At 66.2% G+C, this 15,603-nt stretch carries 19 protein-coding genes; 10 read left to right on the top strand and 9 right to left on the bottom strand.

The genetic code is table 11. The annotated features are described in order from the left end of the window. Nucleotides 1-20: 20 nt before the first annotated feature. Nucleotides 21-233, bottom strand: coding sequence for a hypothetical protein (locus WH5701_RS08350; protein WP_006171762.1), 213 nt, complete (start codon nucleotides 231-233; stop codon nucleotides 21-23). Between the two features lie 132 nt (nucleotides 234-365). Then, on the bottom strand, nucleotides 366-1,835 hold the full coding sequence (locus WH5701_RS08345) for a DEAD/DEAH box helicase (protein WP_006171761.1): 1,470 nt from the start codon (nucleotides 1,833-1,835) through the stop codon (nucleotides 366-368). Between the two features lie 180 nt (nucleotides 1,836-2,015). On the opposite strand from WH5701_RS08345, the gene WH5701_RS18035 reads away from it, so the two are divergent. From WH5701_RS18035 to WH5701_RS08335, 3 genes are read left to right on the top strand one after another with little or no spacing between them, the layout of a single operon-like run. After that, nucleotides 2,016-2,192, top strand: a complete 177-nt coding sequence (locus tag WH5701_RS18035) for a hypothetical protein (protein WP_006171760.1) — start codon at nucleotides 2,016-2,018, stop codon at nucleotides 2,190-2,192. Between the two features lie 5 nt (nucleotides 2,193-2,197). Then, nucleotides 2,198-2,890: an SDR family oxidoreductase gene (locus tag WH5701_RS08340; RefSeq protein WP_198005159.1), complete on the top strand. Its 693-nt coding sequence runs from the start codon at nucleotides 2,198-2,200 to the stop codon at nucleotides 2,888-2,890. After that, nucleotides 2,887-3,906 carry a YheT family hydrolase gene (locus WH5701_RS08335; protein WP_006171758.1) on the top strand — a complete coding sequence of 340 codons (1,020 nt, stop codon included), beginning with the start codon at nucleotides 2,887-2,889 and terminating at the stop codon, nucleotides 3,904-3,906. The genes WH5701_RS08340 and WH5701_RS08335 overlap by 4 nt, the downstream gene beginning before the upstream one ends. Here WH5701_RS08335 and WH5701_RS08330 read toward each other — a convergent pair. After that, nucleotides 3,890-4,222, bottom strand: coding sequence for a ferredoxin (locus tag WH5701_RS08330; RefSeq protein WP_006171757.1), 333 nt, complete (start codon nucleotides 4,220-4,222; stop codon nucleotides 3,890-3,892). The two genes, WH5701_RS08335 and WH5701_RS08330, sit on opposite strands and share 17 nt — an antisense overlap. Before the next feature lie 10 nt (nucleotides 4,223-4,232). Next, nucleotides 4,233-5,474 carry a 1-deoxy-D-xylulose-5-phosphate reductoisomerase gene (locus WH5701_RS08325; RefSeq protein ID WP_037979835.1) on the bottom strand — a complete coding sequence of 414 codons (1,242 nt, stop codon included), beginning with the start codon at nucleotides 5,472-5,474 and terminating at the stop codon, nucleotides 4,233-4,235. Nucleotides 5,475-5,567: 93 nt separating this feature from the next. Between WH5701_RS08325 and WH5701_RS08320 the strand changes: the two genes are divergently transcribed. Further along, nucleotides 5,568-5,837, top strand: a complete 270-nt coding sequence (locus WH5701_RS08320; RefSeq protein ID WP_006171755.1) for a hypothetical protein — start codon at nucleotides 5,568-5,570, stop codon at nucleotides 5,835-5,837. A gap of 2 nt (nucleotides 5,838-5,839) precedes the next feature. On the opposite strand, the gene cysS is transcribed toward WH5701_RS08320, so the two are convergent. From cysS to WH5701_RS08295, 5 genes are all read right to left on the bottom strand, one after another. Next, nucleotides 5,840-7,321, bottom strand: a complete 1,482-nt coding sequence (gene cysS / locus WH5701_RS08315; RefSeq protein ID WP_006171754.1) for a cysteine--tRNA ligase — start codon at nucleotides 7,319-7,321, stop codon at nucleotides 5,840-5,842. Between the two features lie 63 nt (nucleotides 7,322-7,384). Further along, nucleotides 7,385-7,642, bottom strand: a complete 258-nt coding sequence (locus tag WH5701_RS08310; protein ID WP_006171753.1) for a hypothetical protein — start codon at nucleotides 7,640-7,642, stop codon at nucleotides 7,385-7,387. Between the two features lie 90 nt (nucleotides 7,643-7,732). Next, a complete protein-coding gene (locus WH5701_RS08305; RefSeq protein ID WP_037979834.1) occupies nucleotides 7,733-8,455 on the bottom strand; it encodes a hypothetical protein in 723 nt (240 codons plus the stop codon). A gap of 210 nt (nucleotides 8,456-8,665) precedes the next feature. Next, nucleotides 8,666-9,337, bottom strand: a complete 672-nt coding sequence (locus WH5701_RS08300) for a hypothetical protein (RefSeq protein WP_006171751.1) — start codon at nucleotides 9,335-9,337, stop codon at nucleotides 8,666-8,668. 129 nt (nucleotides 9,338-9,466) lie between these two features. Continuing rightward, nucleotides 9,467-10,846 carry a hypothetical protein gene (locus WH5701_RS08295; protein ID WP_156776611.1) on the bottom strand — a complete coding sequence of 460 codons (1,380 nt, stop codon included), beginning with the start codon at nucleotides 10,844-10,846 and terminating at the stop codon, nucleotides 9,467-9,469. A 123-nt stretch (nucleotides 10,847-10,969) separates the two neighbouring features. Here WH5701_RS08295 and WH5701_RS08290 point away from each other — a divergent pair, with 123 nt between their 5' ends. The 6 genes from WH5701_RS08290 (at nucleotide 10,970) to WH5701_RS08265 (ending at nucleotide 15,518) form a co-directional block, all read left to right on the top strand. Next, nucleotides 10,970-12,091, top strand: coding sequence for an SLBB domain-containing protein (locus WH5701_RS08290; protein ID WP_006171749.1), 1,122 nt, complete (start codon nucleotides 10,970-10,972; stop codon nucleotides 12,089-12,091). 6 nt (nucleotides 12,092-12,097) lie between these two features. Beyond that, nucleotides 12,098-12,577 (top strand): dual specificity protein phosphatase family protein, encoded by a 480-nt coding sequence (locus WH5701_RS08285; RefSeq protein ID WP_006171748.1) that lies wholly within the window; start codon nucleotides 12,098-12,100, stop codon nucleotides 12,575-12,577. 100 nt (nucleotides 12,578-12,677) lie between these two features. Beyond that, on the top strand, nucleotides 12,678-13,772 hold the full coding sequence (gene gmd, locus WH5701_RS08280; protein ID WP_006171747.1) for a GDP-mannose 4,6-dehydratase: 1,095 nt from the start codon (nucleotides 12,678-12,680) through the stop codon (nucleotides 13,770-13,772). Between the two features lie 10 nt (nucleotides 13,773-13,782). Further along, entirely contained in the window at nucleotides 13,783-14,742 is a 960-nt protein-coding gene (locus tag WH5701_RS08275) for a GDP-L-fucose synthase (RefSeq protein WP_006171746.1), read from the top strand. A gap of 9 nt (nucleotides 14,743-14,751) precedes the next feature. Next, on the top strand, nucleotides 14,752-15,123 hold the full coding sequence (locus tag WH5701_RS08270) for a nucleotidyltransferase domain-containing protein (protein WP_037979827.1): 372 nt from the start codon (nucleotides 14,752-14,754) through the stop codon (nucleotides 15,121-15,123). After that, complete coding sequence (locus WH5701_RS08265; RefSeq protein WP_006171744.1) at nucleotides 15,120-15,518, top strand: HEPN domain-containing protein; 399 nt, start codon at nucleotides 15,120-15,122, stop codon at nucleotides 15,516-15,518. The genes WH5701_RS08270 and WH5701_RS08265 overlap by 4 nt, the downstream gene beginning before the upstream one ends. Nucleotides 15,519-15,603: the final 85 nt, after the last annotated feature.

Genomic DNA, 15,603 nt, shown 5'->3' with positions numbered 1-15,603 from the left:
CTCGGCTGCCGTGGCTTCGCTTATTCCGCCATGTCCAGGGTCCCAAGCCCCTGGGGTATCAGAAGGGTCTCGAGCCGCTCAGGTTGGTGGTCGAGGCCGAGGATCCAGTCACGGAACTCTTCGGTGAGCGCAAAGCTCTCCTCGTAGCGCTCCAGATGGTCGAGTTCGGCGATGCGGGCCACAGCCCAGCTGACCAGAGCGGTGAGCTGACGGTGGGGAGAGGCCTTGGTCATGATCCATCTCCAGGTGGGCACCAGGTTGGATGGCCATTAGGCCATCCGTGATGTTGGTTTGCAGATGTTCGTAGTCTCTTCGTTTTTGTGCTGTAACCAGCGCCACTGGATCGGTGGCTGTGGCTCGGGCGTTCAGGAGCTTCGTCTGTCAAGAAACCCTGGCAATTGGGGACCGCGCAGGTGGATCACCTCTCCGGCTCCATCGCGCAGGGCCTCCAGCGGCAGCTGCTGACCCCCCGCTCCAGCTCCTGTTGCTCCCAGCGCCTCCTCCGGCAGGGATCTGGGCCGGATCACGTAGGCCTCCGCCACGGACCAGCTGCGGGCGTAGCCCATCAGCAGTGGATCGGCCGGTGCATACACGTAGGAGGGATGGCGGGGTACGGGCTCAAGGGCCGCCCGGCCGGGATCGACCCGTACGGCCCTGGTGATGGCCTGCAGGAAGCGGCTGCGGGTCACCACGGTGCTCAGGTAGGCCACCACCCGCAGCCGTGGGGCATCGAATCCTTCGGCGCACATGTCGATGCTCACCAGCCAGTCGGCTTCCCCGGTGCGGAAGGCCTGGAGATGGGCGGCCGCCTCGGGATCCTGGGAGTGCACCAGCCGCACCCGGTCCCCCTCCTCCTCCAGCAGGCCACTGAGTCCGCGTGCATGGGCGATGTCGCGGGCAATCACCAGCCCGCCCGCCTGGGGATGGTCGGCGAGGCGCAGCTTGGCGAGGCGCTGGCGGGCATTGAGCAGCACCCGCAGGGCAATGCTGCTGTGGTCGCCCGGACGGATGGCGCGGCGCAGATTGCGGGCCCGCCAGCTCTCGCGGGTTTCCAGCGACAGGGGTGATCGCTCTGCCTCGCTCTCCCGCTCCCCCTCGCTATGGCCATGGTCCACCCAGCCGTCCTGGAAGCGAAACTCCAGCGGCCTGACATCGCCAGCCACGATCAGCTGGCGGGGCTCCACGCTCAGGTCGGGCTCGATCTGCTCCACCAGCACCCCCTCCTGGCGCCGGGGTACGCGCCTGGCGGCACAGAAGGCCAGGTTGTCGGCGCGGAAGGGGGTGCCGCTCAGGCCCAGGCGCAGAGCATGGTCCCGGCTCAGCTCGCTGAAGGCATGGCCCCAGGCCGTGGCTTCCGGTTCCTCCGGATCAAGACCAAGGTGATGCACCTCATCGGCCACCGTGAGGGTGGGCCCGGGCAGGAGGCACGTCAGCTCCTGCTGCAGCCGGTGTCGGTGCCGTGCGGCGCTCTGATAGCTGAGCAGCAGCCCCTGGTCGCGCTCGGGGGCCTGAGCCGGATCCCACTCGCGCAGCTGCAGCCCCAGCTGGCGGGCCGAGTCGCGCCATTGGGCGGCGATCGAACTGCGGTGGCAGAACACCAGCAGATGGGCGAGCCGACCCTCCCGCAGCAGCGACTGGAAGCCCAGCAGGGCCCCGAAGGTCTTGCCGGCGCCGGGTCCGGCGTGGACCAGCACGTCGTTGCCCAGGCTGCCGGGCACCTCCAGGCGCCGGCGCAGCAGGTTGATCAGCTGCGACTGCCACTGGCGCGGGCGCAGCTGCAGGCCAGGGGCGCTGCCAAGGTCAAAGGACGGCCTGCCGCGGGCGTCGGTGTCCATGGCAGCGGCGCCGGCAGGGGTGGCGCCATTGTGCGTGCTGCGGCCTGGAAATGAGTGTTTGTCACCAGGGCAGACGCCGGCAGCCTCCCTAACTTCCAGGCATCGCTCCGAACCTTCCCTGGTCAGACCGCTTCTCCGGTCAAATCGCTTTGCCTGCCTCTGGCCCCGCCTCGATCACCGTTGGACAACCCCCATCCCATCAGCCGCTCCCAGCCTGGTTCCCATGACCACCTGGAGGTCTGCTACAGCCAGCTGTGCGACATCGACCCCATGATCCTGCGGGTGCGTCAGTTGCGCCGTCAGGGGGACTTCCCCCGGGCCCGGTGCCTAGAACAGGAGCTGATGCCGCTCTGCTGAGAACCGTGCCTTCCGAGTCCTCGTCCACGCTGGCTGTGAGCGGAGCCTCCGGCAAGACCGGTTGGCGTGTCGTCCAGGAGGCCCTGGCCCGGGGCTACCGGGTCAAGGCTCTGCTGCGCCCTGGATCTGAGGTTCCCGAGGGGCTGCAGGGGGCCGAGCTGATCCGACTGGAGCTCGGTGATCAAGCCGCCCTGGAGCAGGCCCTGGCGGGGGTCCAGGCCCTGGTGATCGCCACCGGCGCCCGCCCCTCGGTGGATCTGGCGGGCCCCTTGAAGGTGGATGCCCTGGCGATCCGTCAGCAGTGCGCCGCCTGCGCGGCGGCCGGGGTGAAGCGGGTGGTGCTGGTGAGCTCGCTCTGCAGCGGCCGCTGGTTGCATCCCCTCAACCTCTTCGGCCTGATCCTGGTCTGGAAGCGGCTGGGGGAGCGCTGGCTGGAGGCCAGTGGCCTGGATTGGACCGTGGTGCGCCCCGGTGGACTCAAGGAGACGGAGGAGAACCTCGACGCCCAGGGCATCCGCTTCAGCGGGCCTGACCAGCAGGAGAGCAACAGCATTCCCCGCCGGCTGGTCGCCCGGGTGTGCCTGGATGCCCTGGACTCGCCGGCTTCGATCGGGCGGATCATCGAGGTCACCAGCGATGCCGGGGTGGAGCCCCGCTCCCTGGCCGAGTGGCTTGCCGTTCAGCCCCAGCCGGTGTGAGCTCCCAGGCCCTGCTGGAGCGGTTGGGGCTGCAGCCGTTCCGGCCCCGGCCGCCCTGGTGGGGCCCCGACCTGCAGACCCTGCGCGACACGCTCCGGCCGGATGTGCTGCCGCAGCGCGAGAGCACCCCCATTGAATTTCCCCTTGGGCCTTCCAGCCAGGGTGAGGGCGGTTCCCTGCTCGCCTGGCTCGATCCGCCGGCTCCAGAGGCACCAGGTGGCCGACCCAGGGCGCTGGTGCTGCTGTTGCACGGCCTGGGCGGCTCCAGTCAGGCCGAGGGCGTGCGGCGGCTGGGCTGGTGCCTGAACCGGGCCGGCTTCGCGGTGCTGCGCCTGAACATGCGTGGCGCCGGTGAAGGGCGGGCCCTGGCCAGCGGCACCTATGCCGCCCGCTGCAGCACTGATCTGGCGCCGGCCCTGGGGCGGGCCCGGGAGCTGGCGGTTGATGGGCCCCTGCTGGCGGTGGGGCTCTCTCTGGGGGGCACGGTGTTGCTCAATGCCGTGCTGGATGGGGTGGCGCAGCTGGAGGGGCTGGCGCTGGTGAGCAGCCCCCTCGATCTGGCCCACTGCTCCGCCACCATCTCCAGCCCGCGCAACCGCCTCTACGAGCGCTGGCTGCTGGAGCGCCTGCGCCAGCAGACCCTCAATGACGGTCCCAGGCCTGATGAGGTGCTGGTTGAACGCCTGCGGCGGTTGAACAGCATCCGCGGCTTCGATTCCCTGATCACGGCACCGCGCTGGGGCTACGCCAGTGTCGACGCCTATTACCGCCAGGCCAGCCCCCTGCCGCGGCTGCTGCAGCCGGAGCCCGGACAGCCCCCGCTGCCGCCCACTCTGGTCGTGCAGGCCCTCGATGATCCCTGGGTTCCAGCCGCTGGCGCCCTGGCCCTGGGGCCGCCCCTGGAGGTGGTGCTCAGCCCCGGCGGCGGGCACAACGGCTTTCACGCCCCCGGGGGGTGCTGGTCGGATCAGCTGGTGCTGCGCTGGCTGGGCGAGCGGCTCAGCGCCGCAGGCTGAGGCGCCGCACGATCCACTCCTCGATGGGCCGGCCGCCGATCAGGTGCTCCTCCACGATCCGCTCGATCCGCTTGGGGCTGACCCCGCCGTAGGCGATTCCCTCCGGCCAGATCAGCAGGATCGGTCCACCGGCGCAGATGCGCAGGCAGTCGGCCTTGGTGCGCAGCACCACCCCCTCAGGGCGTTCGGGCTGCTCCAGGCCGCGCTCCTTGACCAGCTGCTTGAGCCGGCCCCAGCTGGCGGCCCCAATCTGCGGGTCGCCGCAGAGGGCTTTGGTGGGAGTGGCGCAGAGCAGCAGGTGGTGCTGAACCTTCACGGCAGGATCTTCATGCCGTGAGCAGAGCAGGCGAGGCGGTGGAGGCCAGCTCGCTGGTGGCCAGGCGGGCCCAGGCGTCGATGGCCAGCACGTCATCGAGGCTGGGGTCCTGGCGCAGGTCGGCGCTGTGGCGCTCGCAGACCGCCTCGATCAGGAGGGGAATGTCGAGGAAGGCGATCCTTTCTTCGAGGAACAGGGCCACGGCCTGTTCGTTGGCGGCGTTGAGCACCGCGGGCATGGTGCCGCCGGCGCGGCCGGCGGCGTAGGCCAGGCCCATGCAGGGGTATTTCTGCTCGTCGGGGGCGCGGAAGGTGAGCTGGCCCACCTCGGTGAGATCGAGGCGCCGCCAGGGGGTCTCGAGCCGCTCGGGCCAGCTGAGGCAGTAGAGCAGCGGCAGGCGCATGTCGGGCCAGCCCAGCTGGGCGAGCACCGAGCTGTCGGCCAGCTCCACCATCGAGTGGATGATGCTCTGGGGGTGGATGACGATCTCGATGTGGTCGTAGTCGAGCCCGAAGAGGTAATGGGCTTCGATCACCTCCAGGCCCTTGTTCATCAAGGTGGCGGAATCCACCGTGATCTTGCGGCCCATGCTCCAGTTGGGATGGCTGGTGGCATCGGCCACGGTGGCCTTGGCGAGATCAGAAGCGGGCCAGTCGCGGAAGGCACCGCCGGAGGCGGTGAGCTGGATGCGGCGCAGGCCGGGGGTGGGAACGCCGGTGGAGAGACGGGCGGTGTCGGCCCAGGGGGTCCCCTGCAGGCACTGGAACAGGGCGGAGTGCTCGGAGTCGGCGGGCAGCAGGCGGCTGCCGCTGGCCTTCAGGGCCGGCAGCACCACCGGCCCGGCGGCGATCAGGGTTTCCTTGTTGGCCAGGGCCAGATCCTTGCCGGCCTTGATTGCCGCGAGGGTGGGCAGCAGGCCGGCGCAGCCCACGATGCCCGTCACCACCAACTCGGCGCTGGGCCAGGCGGCGGCGGCGCAGAGCCCTTCGCTTCCCCCCACCAGCTCAGGCTGGCGTGCCGGCTGCTGGGAGGGCTCCAGCGCCTCCAGGCGGCGGCGCAGCTCAGGCAGGGCCTCGGGCTCAGCCAGGGCCACCACCTCGGGGGCATGGCGCCGGATCTGATCGATCAGCAGATCGAGATTGCGGCCCGCCGTGAGCGCCACCACCCGGAAGCGCTCGGGGAACTCCTCCACGATCGCCAGGGTCTGGGTGCCGATCGACCCTGTGGAGCCGAGCACGCTGATCGCTTTCACCAGGCCATCCCTGCGACGGGCGCCAGTCTCCCACCGATCCCAGCGGCTCGTGCACACTGGCTGGGCTGGTGCTCTTCACCCCTGGCGGCCGCGATGCTCTGGCTCAAGCGTTGGAATTTCATCGAGCGGGCGCGGCTGGAGCGGGAGCTCTGGGATGCCTTCGAGGCTGGTGACGACATCGAGGCGATGGTGGAGCAGCTGCGCGGCTCCCTGGCGGAGGCCCCACCAGGCACCCCGGCGGCGGCCGACGGTACCTTCAGGCTGGAGGTGTGGGAGACGACCCGGCTGCGCATCCGCCGGATCGAAACGCTGATGCGCGGTCAGGCGCCGGGGGCTTCAGCGCCGGCCGAGGACTCTCGCTGACGTCAGCGACGGATCCACTCGGTGGTTCCGTCGGGCCGATCGATCAGCTCGATGCCTTCGGAGCGCAGCCGGTCGCGGATGGCATCGGCTTCGGGATAGCGCTTCTGCTGGCGGGCAGCCAGGCGCTCGCTGATCAGGGCCAGGATCTGGGCGGGGGCCGGACCAGCGCCCGCTTCGGCTTCGCTTCTGGAGCTGATCTCAGGCTCCAGGCCCAGGACGCCGCTGAGCTCCTGCAGCAGCAGCCAACGGGCGTGCAAAGCACGATCCTCGCCACTGGCCTCTGCTCCACGCTCGAGCCGCCGGGCCAGGGCCCGCAGAGGACGGGCGAGCTCGAACAGCACCGCCAGCGCGGCGGAGGTGTTGAGATCGTCGTCGAGGGCGTCGATGAATCCCTGACGACTGGTCTCCAGACCCGCGTCGTGGCCAGGGGCGGGTTGGGTCGCAGCGGCCACGTCTGCCCATCCCAGTGCCGCGCTGAAGGTGGTGTTCAGGCCCAGCCCGAGGGCTTCGTTGAGCCCATGCCAGCCAGTGGCGGCTGCGTCGAGGGCTTCACGGCTGAAATCGAGCGGTTTGCGGTAGTGGGCCTGGAGCACGAACAGGCGCAGGGTCATCGCTGAGACACCACTGGCCAGCAAGGCACGGATCGTGGTGAAGTTGCCGAGGGATTTCGACATCTTCTCCCCATCAACATTGACCATGCCGTTATGCAGCCAGTAGCGGGCTAGGGGTTCCCCGTTGGCCGCTTCCGACTGGGCAATTTCATTCTCATGGTGGGGAAAGATCAGGTCTGATCCGCCCAGGTGAATGTCGATGGTGGTGCCCAGTTCCTGCCGCACCATCGCAGAGCATTCGATGTGCCAGCCTGGCCGCCCTGGACCCCAAGGCGAGGGGAAGCTGGGCTCCCCGGGTTTGGCACCTTTCCAGAGGGCGAAGTCGAAGGGATGGCGCTTGCGGGATTCCTCGTCGCTGTTGAGTCTGCCGCTGGCTCCGTCCTGTTGATCGCTGAGACTGCGTCCGCTCAGTTTGCCGTAATCGGGCTGGCCCATCACGGCAAAATAGACATCTCCGTCGGCGGAATAGGCGGCTCCGGAGGCTTCCAGCTCGGCGATCATGGCGCGGATGCCATCGAGGCATCGGGTGGCGCGGGGGACTCTGTCGGGAGGAAGGATGTTCAGGGAATCCATATCATCACGGAAGGCCGTGATGTTGCGTTCGCTCACCACTTCCATCGAGCTGCCCTCTTCGGCGGCACGCCTGAGGATCTTGTCGTCGATGTCGGTGATGTTCTGAACAAAGGTGACCCGGTACCCTCTCCAGATCAGATACCGGCGGAGCACATCCCAGACGATGTAACTGCGGGCATGGCCGAGGTGGCAGAGGTCGTAGACCGTGACCCCGCAGCAATAGATCGAAACCTCGCCGGGCACCCGAGGCTGAAATGGCTCGGTGCGCTTGGTGAGGGTGTTGGTGAGCCGCAGGGTCAAGGCCGGCCATCAGAAGCTGAAGGCACCGTAAGGGGTCAGGGCTCTGACCCTGCGATCAGCTGATCACCAGAGACCGCGCACGGGCACTTCCTGGAACACGGGCTGAGGGCGGGCCACTTGGTAGGTGCAGGCGGGGTCAGAGGTCCGGAACCCCTGGGCAACCAGAGGATCCTTGATCACGCTGGCCTGGGTGATCGTGGCGGTGACGGCGCTGAGGGTGCGGGGCTTCAGGCAGCTGGGCACGTCGGCAAGATCAGCGGCAAAGGCTGGAGCTGCCAGGGCGCTGCAGGCGAGTGCGCCGGTTACGAGAACTCTGACCATGATGGAGGGGTGTGTCGGACTGGATTGAGTGTAATCGGGATGGCCAGAGGCGAAGCAAAAAAGGAACGCGCCGACCATCCTTCGGCTGCATCAACGGGACACGTTGTTGTTGCCTCCGCCACCACCACCACCACCACCACCGTTGAAGCAGCCAGCTGCAGCGCAGATGCCAACCCCAAGGCCCAAGCCGACGGGGATCATCCACCAAGGGAAGGGATTGGAGGTTGAGGGAGGAATGATGAATCCGCAGGGGCTGGTTTTTCTGGACATGCTGGTGGCCGCCTTGGCCAACTGGAAGCAACAGGGCGTTAAGCGCTGAGGCAGGGCATAGGGACCATCGGGCAACAGGGCGCAGAGGGTCTCACCATCGCGCAGTTCGCGGTCGTGCTTGATCGTGAGGGTGAGACGATCCTCGGAAATGGTGACGTTGGGCGAATTCAGGGGGATGGACTCCACTTCCTCGCCATTGGAGCCATCGCTGGCATTGGCGCTGCGCCGGCGGATGGAAATGTTGCCGGTGAGGTTGAGGGGCAGGGGACTGGCGTAGCGGATTTCGAAGTCCTCGTCGCCGGAGAGGAGATAGGTGATATCGCTCTGCTCTTCGTCGTTGGCTCCGGCCTGGCTGAGCAGTTGACCGTCGCTTCCGAGAGAGGGTGGGGCGGCGGCGGGGAGTGGCGACTCAAGACCCGGTAGGGCTCTGACACCATCCGCGCTCACCCTGACGAGGTTGACCGACGCTCCTGGGAAGGCCTGAACAGGGAGGGTACTGACGGTGAAAGCGGAGAGAACAGCCAGGGAAAGTGCCGAGCGCATGGACGCCGTCCAAAACGATGAATCGCCTTGCCATTATGCGTTCTCCAGCAGGGCAAAAACGTGATCATCAAGACACACGTTCAGGATTGCACCTTGGGCTCGGTTCAAGACGTCGCCTCGGCAATCGCTGGTCCACTCGGCAGCACCCATAAAAAAACTGGGCTGACCTTTCGGGGTCAGCCCAGGGAGAGAGAGTTGAAGCTGCTGCGTTCAGCGGGACGAGTTGTTGCGTCCACCGCCACCGCCACCACCGCCATCAAAGCAGCCGGCGATCGCGCAGATGCCAACCCCAAGGCCGAGACCGACGGGAATGATCCACCAAGGGAAGGGATTGCCAGCCGGGGCCACATACGCTGCAGGCGCGGCTGCGGCCACGGTGAAGCAGCAGGGTGTGGTGCGGGTGGGCAAGTTGCCAGGCCCATCGGGGAGCAGAGCACAGAGCACCTCTCTAGGGGCGATGGTGCTTTCGGGATTGATCGTGATCGTGCTGCGATCACTGGAGAAGCTGACGCGATCGGAGTTGAGGAAGATGCGTTCCACCTCATCCCCGGTGGCCTTGTTGCGAAGTGAGATGTATTCAGAGCCCGAGAACTGAGGCAGTGCTCCTCTGTACTGGACTTCCAGATCTTCCGTGCCTGTGGGCAGCACCGTGATGTCGCGGTCAGTCTGGGTGTCACCTGAGGCCTGACTGATCAGCTCGACCGTTCCGGGGGCCGAAGGGGGAACCTGAACCGAAGGGGGCTGAAGGCCAGGAAGGGCAGTGACCCCGTCTCCATTCACCCGCACAAGGTTGACGCTGGCACCGGGGAAGGCCCGAACTGGCAGAGCGCTGACGGAGAACGCTGTGGCCGTGGCCAGAGCCAGAGGAACGGTGAAGCGCATGCGGAAGCTGTTCCAAGGACGATCTAGTTCTGAATGTAATTGCTTCCGCAAAGGCGGGCAGGATCTGGTCATAAACCAGATCAGGAACTGTCTACCGGGGTTGAAGCTGTTGATTCTGCGTTTTTCCGATCAAAACGACATCGTAAGTCGGCCGTAATAACGGGGTTCGCAGGGGTTGGTGGTGCAGAGACCATCCAGGTAGCTGGGAGTGTTACCGAGGAAGTCCGTGGCGTACAGGGAGAAGGTGAGGGGGATGTTCTTGATGGGTCGCACCGACAAGCCTGCACCGATGCCGTAACCGAACCACTCGTAGCCGATCGACACCTGGCTGCCCAGGTGCAGGCTGAGTGCACCGATCGGCCCCCAGAAGCAGTCGGTGCCCTGGGGGTAGTTGAGGCTGCTGACGTTGTTGCCGCTCAGGCAGTTGGTGGAACCCAGCGTGCCGTTGCCGGCGTAGCCGTAGAAGTCGGAACCGATGCCGGCAGTGGCCACGAACAGAATCGGGTTCTCGCCGCGGCTGAGCGGGATGGCCTGGGAGAGGACTAGGTAGAAATTGCGGCCCAGGTCGGTGGTGTCATCGAGCTGGATGATGTGTTCTCCGCCGAAGGCCAGCCCTGTGGTGGGGGTGAGGTTGATGGCCGTGCGGAAGCCGATGCTCTGGCCGGCGAACTGGCCCGTACCCCGGTTGCGGCTGGTGAGACTCTGAATCGTGTACTGGAAACCGAGACTGGCGTACTCCCCCTTGAACGGGGTGATGTCGAGGTAGGCCTCCGAGTCGGCGCAGTCAACCCAGTTCCCCCCAGGGGCCACCCGGCAGGAACGGGTGCGGCTGGTGCCGGTGAGGGTGGTGGAGACGGTGAACTCCTTGTCCTGGGCGAAGCCGTTGGGAACGTTCAGGCCGGTGTCGGGGTAGGGATCACCATTGACGGTGATGCCCCTGGCCAACCCGCGCACCTTCGGCCAGATCGGCGGTGGCGGCTCGGGAAGGTAGGGAGGCTCGGGTCTGACGGTGCCGTTGGCCAGAGCGACGGAGGGCCTCAGAACCTGGTCTTCAGGCACCAGGTACCAGCGCAGGGTGGTCTCCCTGGCCAGCAACTGTCCGAACACTCCCGCTTCGGGGTTGGCTTGGGTGGCAGGAGGCGTGAAGGCGAGACTGCCATCGTCGAAGGGAACCAGCTCCCAGGCCAGAGCGCGCTTCGGCCTCGCGGCAATGGCCGTTTCAGCGATGCCCTGCAAGGGTGGCGGCGGTTGAAGCGGCGGAGGATTCGGGGGAACAGCTTCCCAAGTAAGTGTTCTGGCCTGCTGCGGAGGAGCGGGTTCAGCGGCTCTGGCCCGCAGCGTGGGAACCGGCGGCGGCGGCTGCCTGGGGACCACGACCACAGGAGGTGGCGGGCCCGGCAGCTCCCAGACCAGGGTCTGGGCCTCCGCTGCAGGTCCAGCGATCATGCCGATCGAGGTCAGCAGGCTGAGCCATGGATGGAGGGTGGGTCCAGGCAGCCGGGCGGACACGTCGATAACGGCTGGAGTTCGGGTCGCCTCAATGTATCCGTGATGGCCAGCTGATGACTGGCCGTTTGACGCCACCTTTTCAACCGGTGCATGGCAACATTCGGGCTACTGTCCATTTCCGCGATGACGAGCCTGCGTGTGGAACTGGTGGGAAAGCGCTGTGCACTTCCTCTGCTGCTGCTCAGCCTCTCCAGCCCCCTGGCTCCATTGGTGGCAGCTGAACTGCGGCCTGGAGATCTCGCCCAGGCCGAAATGGCGCCCGGTGGCAGCGAGGGGATGCTTCAGGACGATGCCTACATTCTCGGCGCCGGCGATGGGCTGAGCCTGAAGTTCCTGGCGGTCGAAGACCTCAGCGGTTCACTTGAGATCCTCAACGACGGCACCGCCTCCCTGCCTCTCCTAGGCAGCGTCAGGCTCTCGGGGCTGACCCTCTCCCAGGCCAGCCTCTGGCTGGAATCGCTGTACAGGAAACAACTGCAGCGACCTGATCTGCAGTTGAGCGTCGTTCGTCCCAGGCCCCTGCGCATCGCTGTGGTCGGTGAGGTGGAGCGTCCAGGGATCTACACGCTTACCACCTCGGAAACCTCCACCGCGGAAGCCCCGGTTGTGATCAGTGGCCCTCCCACGCTGGTGGATGCGATCCAGAAGGCCGGTGGCATCACCTCGATGGCCAACCTGCGCCGGGTGGTGGTGCAGCGGCGTCTGCCCGGCGCCGACTCCCGCTTCAAGCGCGCCAGGGTTGACCTGCTGGCCCTGGTGAGGGACGGGGATCAGCTCCAGAATCCACTGCTGTTCGATGGCGACACGATCAAGCTGGAGCGGGTTTCCGAGCAGCTGGCCAGCAATTCCGCCGAGATGGCGGCCACCACCCTGGCTCCCAAGCAGATCACCGTGAATGTGGTGGGAGAGGTGAAAGCTCCAGGCCGGCTCCAGGTTCCGGCCAGCACACCGTTGATGCAGGCGATTCTGGCCGCAGGGGGTGTGGAAACCTGGCGAGCGAAAACCTCAAGGCTGGAACTGGTGCGGATCAACCGCAATGGTTCAGCGATGCGGCGAACCTATCCGCTTGATTTCAACCAAGGGGTGTCGATTGCCAAGAATCCTCCCCTGGTGGATGGCGACACGGTGATCGTGAATCGCAGCCGTTACGCGATCAGTGCCGATGCGATCGGGGCTGTCAGTACACCCCTGAGCGGATTGGTCAATGTGTTGACCCTGTTCCGCCTGCTCGACAGCAACAACTGAGCCTGCATGCGCATCACCTGGTTGTTGAAGGATGAATTGGCGTTGGGAACGGCTCCCTGCAACGGTGAGGATCTCAATCGACTCGATCGACATGGCGTCAGGGGTGTGCTCAGCCTTTGCGAGGCCGAGGAGGCACTGGCGCCCGATGGGATGGCCGAGCGATTCCGCTGGGTTAGGGTCTCCCTTCCAGACCATCGACACCCCTGTACGCTAACGATTGAGCAGATCGAGGTTGTGCTGGCTGAGCTGACGCGGCTGCTCGCCCATGGGCCGGTCTATCTCCACTGTGTCGCTGGCGTCGAGCGCTCGCCCTTGGTGGCGATGGCCTGGTTGATCCACAACCGCCGGATGAGCTGGCAGGACGCCCTCGATTACGTGCAGGAGACCCATCCAGGCACGAGCCCCTTGCCCGAGCAGTTGGCGGTCTTGAAAGGCGTACCGTTGCTGACAACAACAGCGCAAAATCATTGGCCTGCAGTAGCCTGAACTTGGCCTGAACTTGGCCGAGGGACCGAGTCGCTGGAGCCCTGCTCGCGACCGCCCGACCATTACCCAGTCGTGTGTCTGTGCTAACCCAAGCGTCCCCATGACCTCGCCGACGGCCCTGATCACCGGCATCACCGGCCAGGACGGGTCATATCTAGCTGAGCTGCTGCTGGAGAAGGGCTACCGGGTGCATGGCCTCAAGCGCCGGGCCAGCAGCTTCAACACGGCTCGCATCGATCACCTCTACCAGGATCCCCATGAGCGTGATCCCCGACTTACCCTCCATTACGGCGATCTCACCGACAGCAGTAACCTGATCCGGATCATCGGTGAGGTGCGTCCCGATGAGATCTACAACCTCGGTGCCCAGAGCCACGTGGCGGTGAGTTTCGAAGCGCCGGAATACACGGCCAACTGTGATGGCCTCGGCACCCTGCGCATCCTTGAGGCGGTGCGGCTGCTGGGGCTCACCAGCACCACCCGCTTCTACCAGGCCAGCACCAGTGAGCTGTATGGATTGGTGCAGGAGACGCCCCAGCGGGAGACCACCCCATTTCATCCCCGTAGCCCTTATGGCGTGGCCAAGCTGTATGCCTACTGGATCACGGTGAATTACCGCGAGGCCTACGGAATGTATGCCTGCAACGGCATCCTCTTTAATCACGAAAGTCCGCGCCGCGGTGAAACCTTCGTGACCCGCAAGATCACCCGCGGCATGGCGCGGATCGCTGCTGGTCTTGAGCCTTGTCTTTTTCTGGGCAACCTCGATTCCCGGCGTGACTGGGGTCACGCCCGCGACTACGTGGAGATGCAGTGGCGGATGCTGCAGCAGCCCACACCCGAGGACTTCGTAATCGCCACGGGGCGGCAAGAGAGCGTGCGCCGGTTCATCGAACTGTCGGCCATGGCCCTGGGCTGGGGCGGCATCCACTGGCAGGGCCAGGGGCTGGAGGAGTTGGGCCGCCGCGACGACAGCGGGGCCGTGGTGGTGCGAATCGATCCCCGCTATTTCCGCCCGGCGGAGGTGGAGACTTTGCTGGGTGATCCCAGCCACGCCCATGCCCGGCTGGGCTGGGCTCCCACCACCACACTGGAGCAGCTGGTGGAAGAGATGGTGGCGGCTGATGTAGAGGAGGCCGCCAAGGAATCCACCCTGCGCCGGGAGGGTTTCCCGGTGGTGGTCAGCCGCGAATGAGGCTGATCCGATGACCCTGATCACGCCATCGGATCGGATCTTCGTGGCGGGCCATCGCGGCATGGCCGGCAGCGCCATCCTGCGTGCCTTTCGGGCGAAGGGCTACACCAACCTGCTCACGGCAGGCCGCGATCAGCTAGATCTGCGCGACGCAGGCGCGGTGGAGCTGTGGTTCGCCAATCACACCCCGGACGTGGTGGTGCTGGCGGCGGCGAAGGTGGGCGGCATCCTGGCCAACAGCAGCTACCCCGCCGACTTCCTGCTCGACAATCTCAAGATCCAGACCCATGTGATCGAGAACGCCTGGCGCCATGGGGCGCGGCGGCTCTTGTTCCTAGGCAGCAGTTGCATCTACCCGAAATTCGCTGCCCAGCCGATCCGGGAGGAGGCGCTGCTCACCGGCGTGCTGGAGCCCACGAATGAGTGGTACGCGATCGCCAAGATCGCCGGCCTCAAGCTCTGCGAGGCGCTGCGGCTCCAGCACGGCTTCGATGCGATCAGCCTGATGCCCACCAACCTCTACGGCCCCGGCGACAACGATCACCCCAGCCACAGCCATGTGCTGCCGGCGCTGCTCCGGCGCTTTCATGAGGCGAAACTGGACGGCTCCGAGCAGGTGGTGTGCTGGGGCACAGGAACGCCGCGGCGCGAATTCCTGCATGTGGATGATCTGGCGGCGGCTGCACTGTTCTGCCTGGAGCGGTGGCAGCCGACCGGGGAGGAGCCCAAGTTCTTGAATGTGGGTACAGGTGTGGACCTGCCTATCCGCGAACTCGCTGAGCTGGTGGCCCACACCGTGGGTTTCAGTGGAACGATCGCCTGGGATACCAGCAAGCCCGACGGCACCCCCCGCAAGCTGCTGGACGTGAGCAGGCTGGCGGCGCTGGGATGGCGCGCGCGCATTCCCCTGGTCGAAGGGCTGGCCAGCACCTATGCCGACTGGTTGGAGGCAACCTCCCGCCAGCCTTAGCCTGAGCCAATGGGCACCCATCACCCGTCCACGTTCTCTCAGCTTCGTGAGGGTTTGCAGCACCGCTTCGAGGCTGCGCTGCAGCAGCGTGTTCAAGCCACCCTGGCTGCCCATGCTTTGGCTGGTGGTGGCTCTGAGGTGTGGCTGTTCGGCTCCAGGGCCCGTGGCGACTGGGATGGGTTATCGGATACCGATCTGCTGGTGGTCGCTGATGGCCAGGATCAGGCCGATCAAATGGCCGACGCGCTGCTGGATGCTGGCCTGGGGGCCGATGTGATTGCGCTCAGCAGGGTCCGCTGGCAGGCCATGGCCAGCAGTGATTCACCCCATTGGAGATCCATTCATCGGCAGGCCAGGCAACTGCTGAGCTTCGGGCCATGAATGCACGGCCCCAGGCCTGGTCTCGGCAGGCCCTCAACGACCTCGAACTGGCCCGCCTGGCCAGCAACAACGGATTTCAGGCGCAGGCCTGTTTTTTCGCGTCCCAGGCTGCCGAGAAGGCCTTCAAGGGCGCCCTGCTCGAGCTGGGACAGGAGCCCCCACACACCCATGTCCTGAATGATCTCGTGCAAGCCCTGGCGTCTGAGGGGGTGGATGTGGGGGTGATCGAGGCCTTACCCCTGAAGGCCCTCACCCGCATGACCATCACCAGCCGCTACCCGATCGATGGGACGCCGCCATCGGAGCTGTTCGATCGAGCTGATGCGGTTCAGGCGATCGCAACCGCCGAGGCCGCGATCAGCTTCGTGGACCAGCTGGATCGCCCGGCTTCCTGACCCCCCGGCGAATTCGAGCATGCGGCACCTGCCGGGATCGGCGCGCATGAGGCAACAACCTGCACGCGTCGATAGCGATGCTTGA

It is taken from the genome of Synechococcus sp. WH 5701 (assembly GCF_000153045.1).
In the GTDB taxonomy this organism is placed as follows: Bacteria; Cyanobacteriota; Cyanobacteriia; order PCC-6307; family Cyanobiaceae; genus Regnicoccus_A; species Regnicoccus_A antarcticus.
The sequence above is the reverse complement of the archived record's forward strand: the minus strand, read 5'-3'. Positions and strand labels throughout refer to the sequence as shown.

Excerpts from the sequence above, each read along its gene's own strand:
- WH5701_RS08350 (WP_006171762.1), bottom strand. The coding sequence starts at position 233 with ATGACCAAGGCCTCTCCCCACCGTCAGCTCACCGCTCTGGTCAGCTGG.
- WH5701_RS08345 (WP_006171761.1), bottom strand. The coding sequence starts at position 1,835 with ATGGACACCGACGCCCGCGGCAGGCCGTCCTTTGACCTTGGCAGCGCC.
- WH5701_RS08320 (WP_006171755.1), top strand. The coding sequence starts at position 5,568 with ATGCTCTGGCTCAAGCGTTGGAATTTCATCGAGCGGGCGCGGCTGGAG.
- WH5701_RS08310 (WP_006171753.1), bottom strand. The coding sequence starts at position 7,642 with ATGGTCAGAGTTCTCGTAACCGGCGCACTCGCCTGCAGCGCCCTGGCA.
- WH5701_RS08305 (WP_037979834.1), bottom strand. The coding sequence starts at position 8,455 with ATGCGCTCGGCACTTTCCCTGGCTGTTCTCTCCGCTTTCACCGTCAGT.
- WH5701_RS08300 (WP_006171751.1), bottom strand. The coding sequence starts at position 9,337 with ATGCGCTTCACCGTTCCTCTGGCTCTGGCCACGGCCACAGCGTTCTCC.
- WH5701_RS08290 (WP_006171749.1), top strand. The coding sequence starts at position 10,970 with ATGACGAGCCTGCGTGTGGAACTGGTGGGAAAGCGCTGTGCACTTCCT.
- WH5701_RS08285 (WP_006171748.1), top strand. The coding sequence starts at position 12,098 with ATGCGCATCACCTGGTTGTTGAAGGATGAATTGGCGTTGGGAACGGCT.
- gmd (WP_006171747.1), top strand. The coding sequence starts at position 12,678 with ATGACCTCGCCGACGGCCCTGATCACCGGCATCACCGGCCAGGACGGG.
- WH5701_RS08275 (WP_006171746.1), top strand. The coding sequence starts at position 13,783 with ATGACCCTGATCACGCCATCGGATCGGATCTTCGTGGCGGGCCATCGC.
- WH5701_RS08270 (WP_037979827.1), top strand. The coding sequence starts at position 14,752 with ATGGGCACCCATCACCCGTCCACGTTCTCTCAGCTTCGTGAGGGTTTG.
- WH5701_RS08265 (WP_006171744.1), top strand. The coding sequence starts at position 15,120 with ATGAATGCACGGCCCCAGGCCTGGTCTCGGCAGGCCCTCAACGACCTC.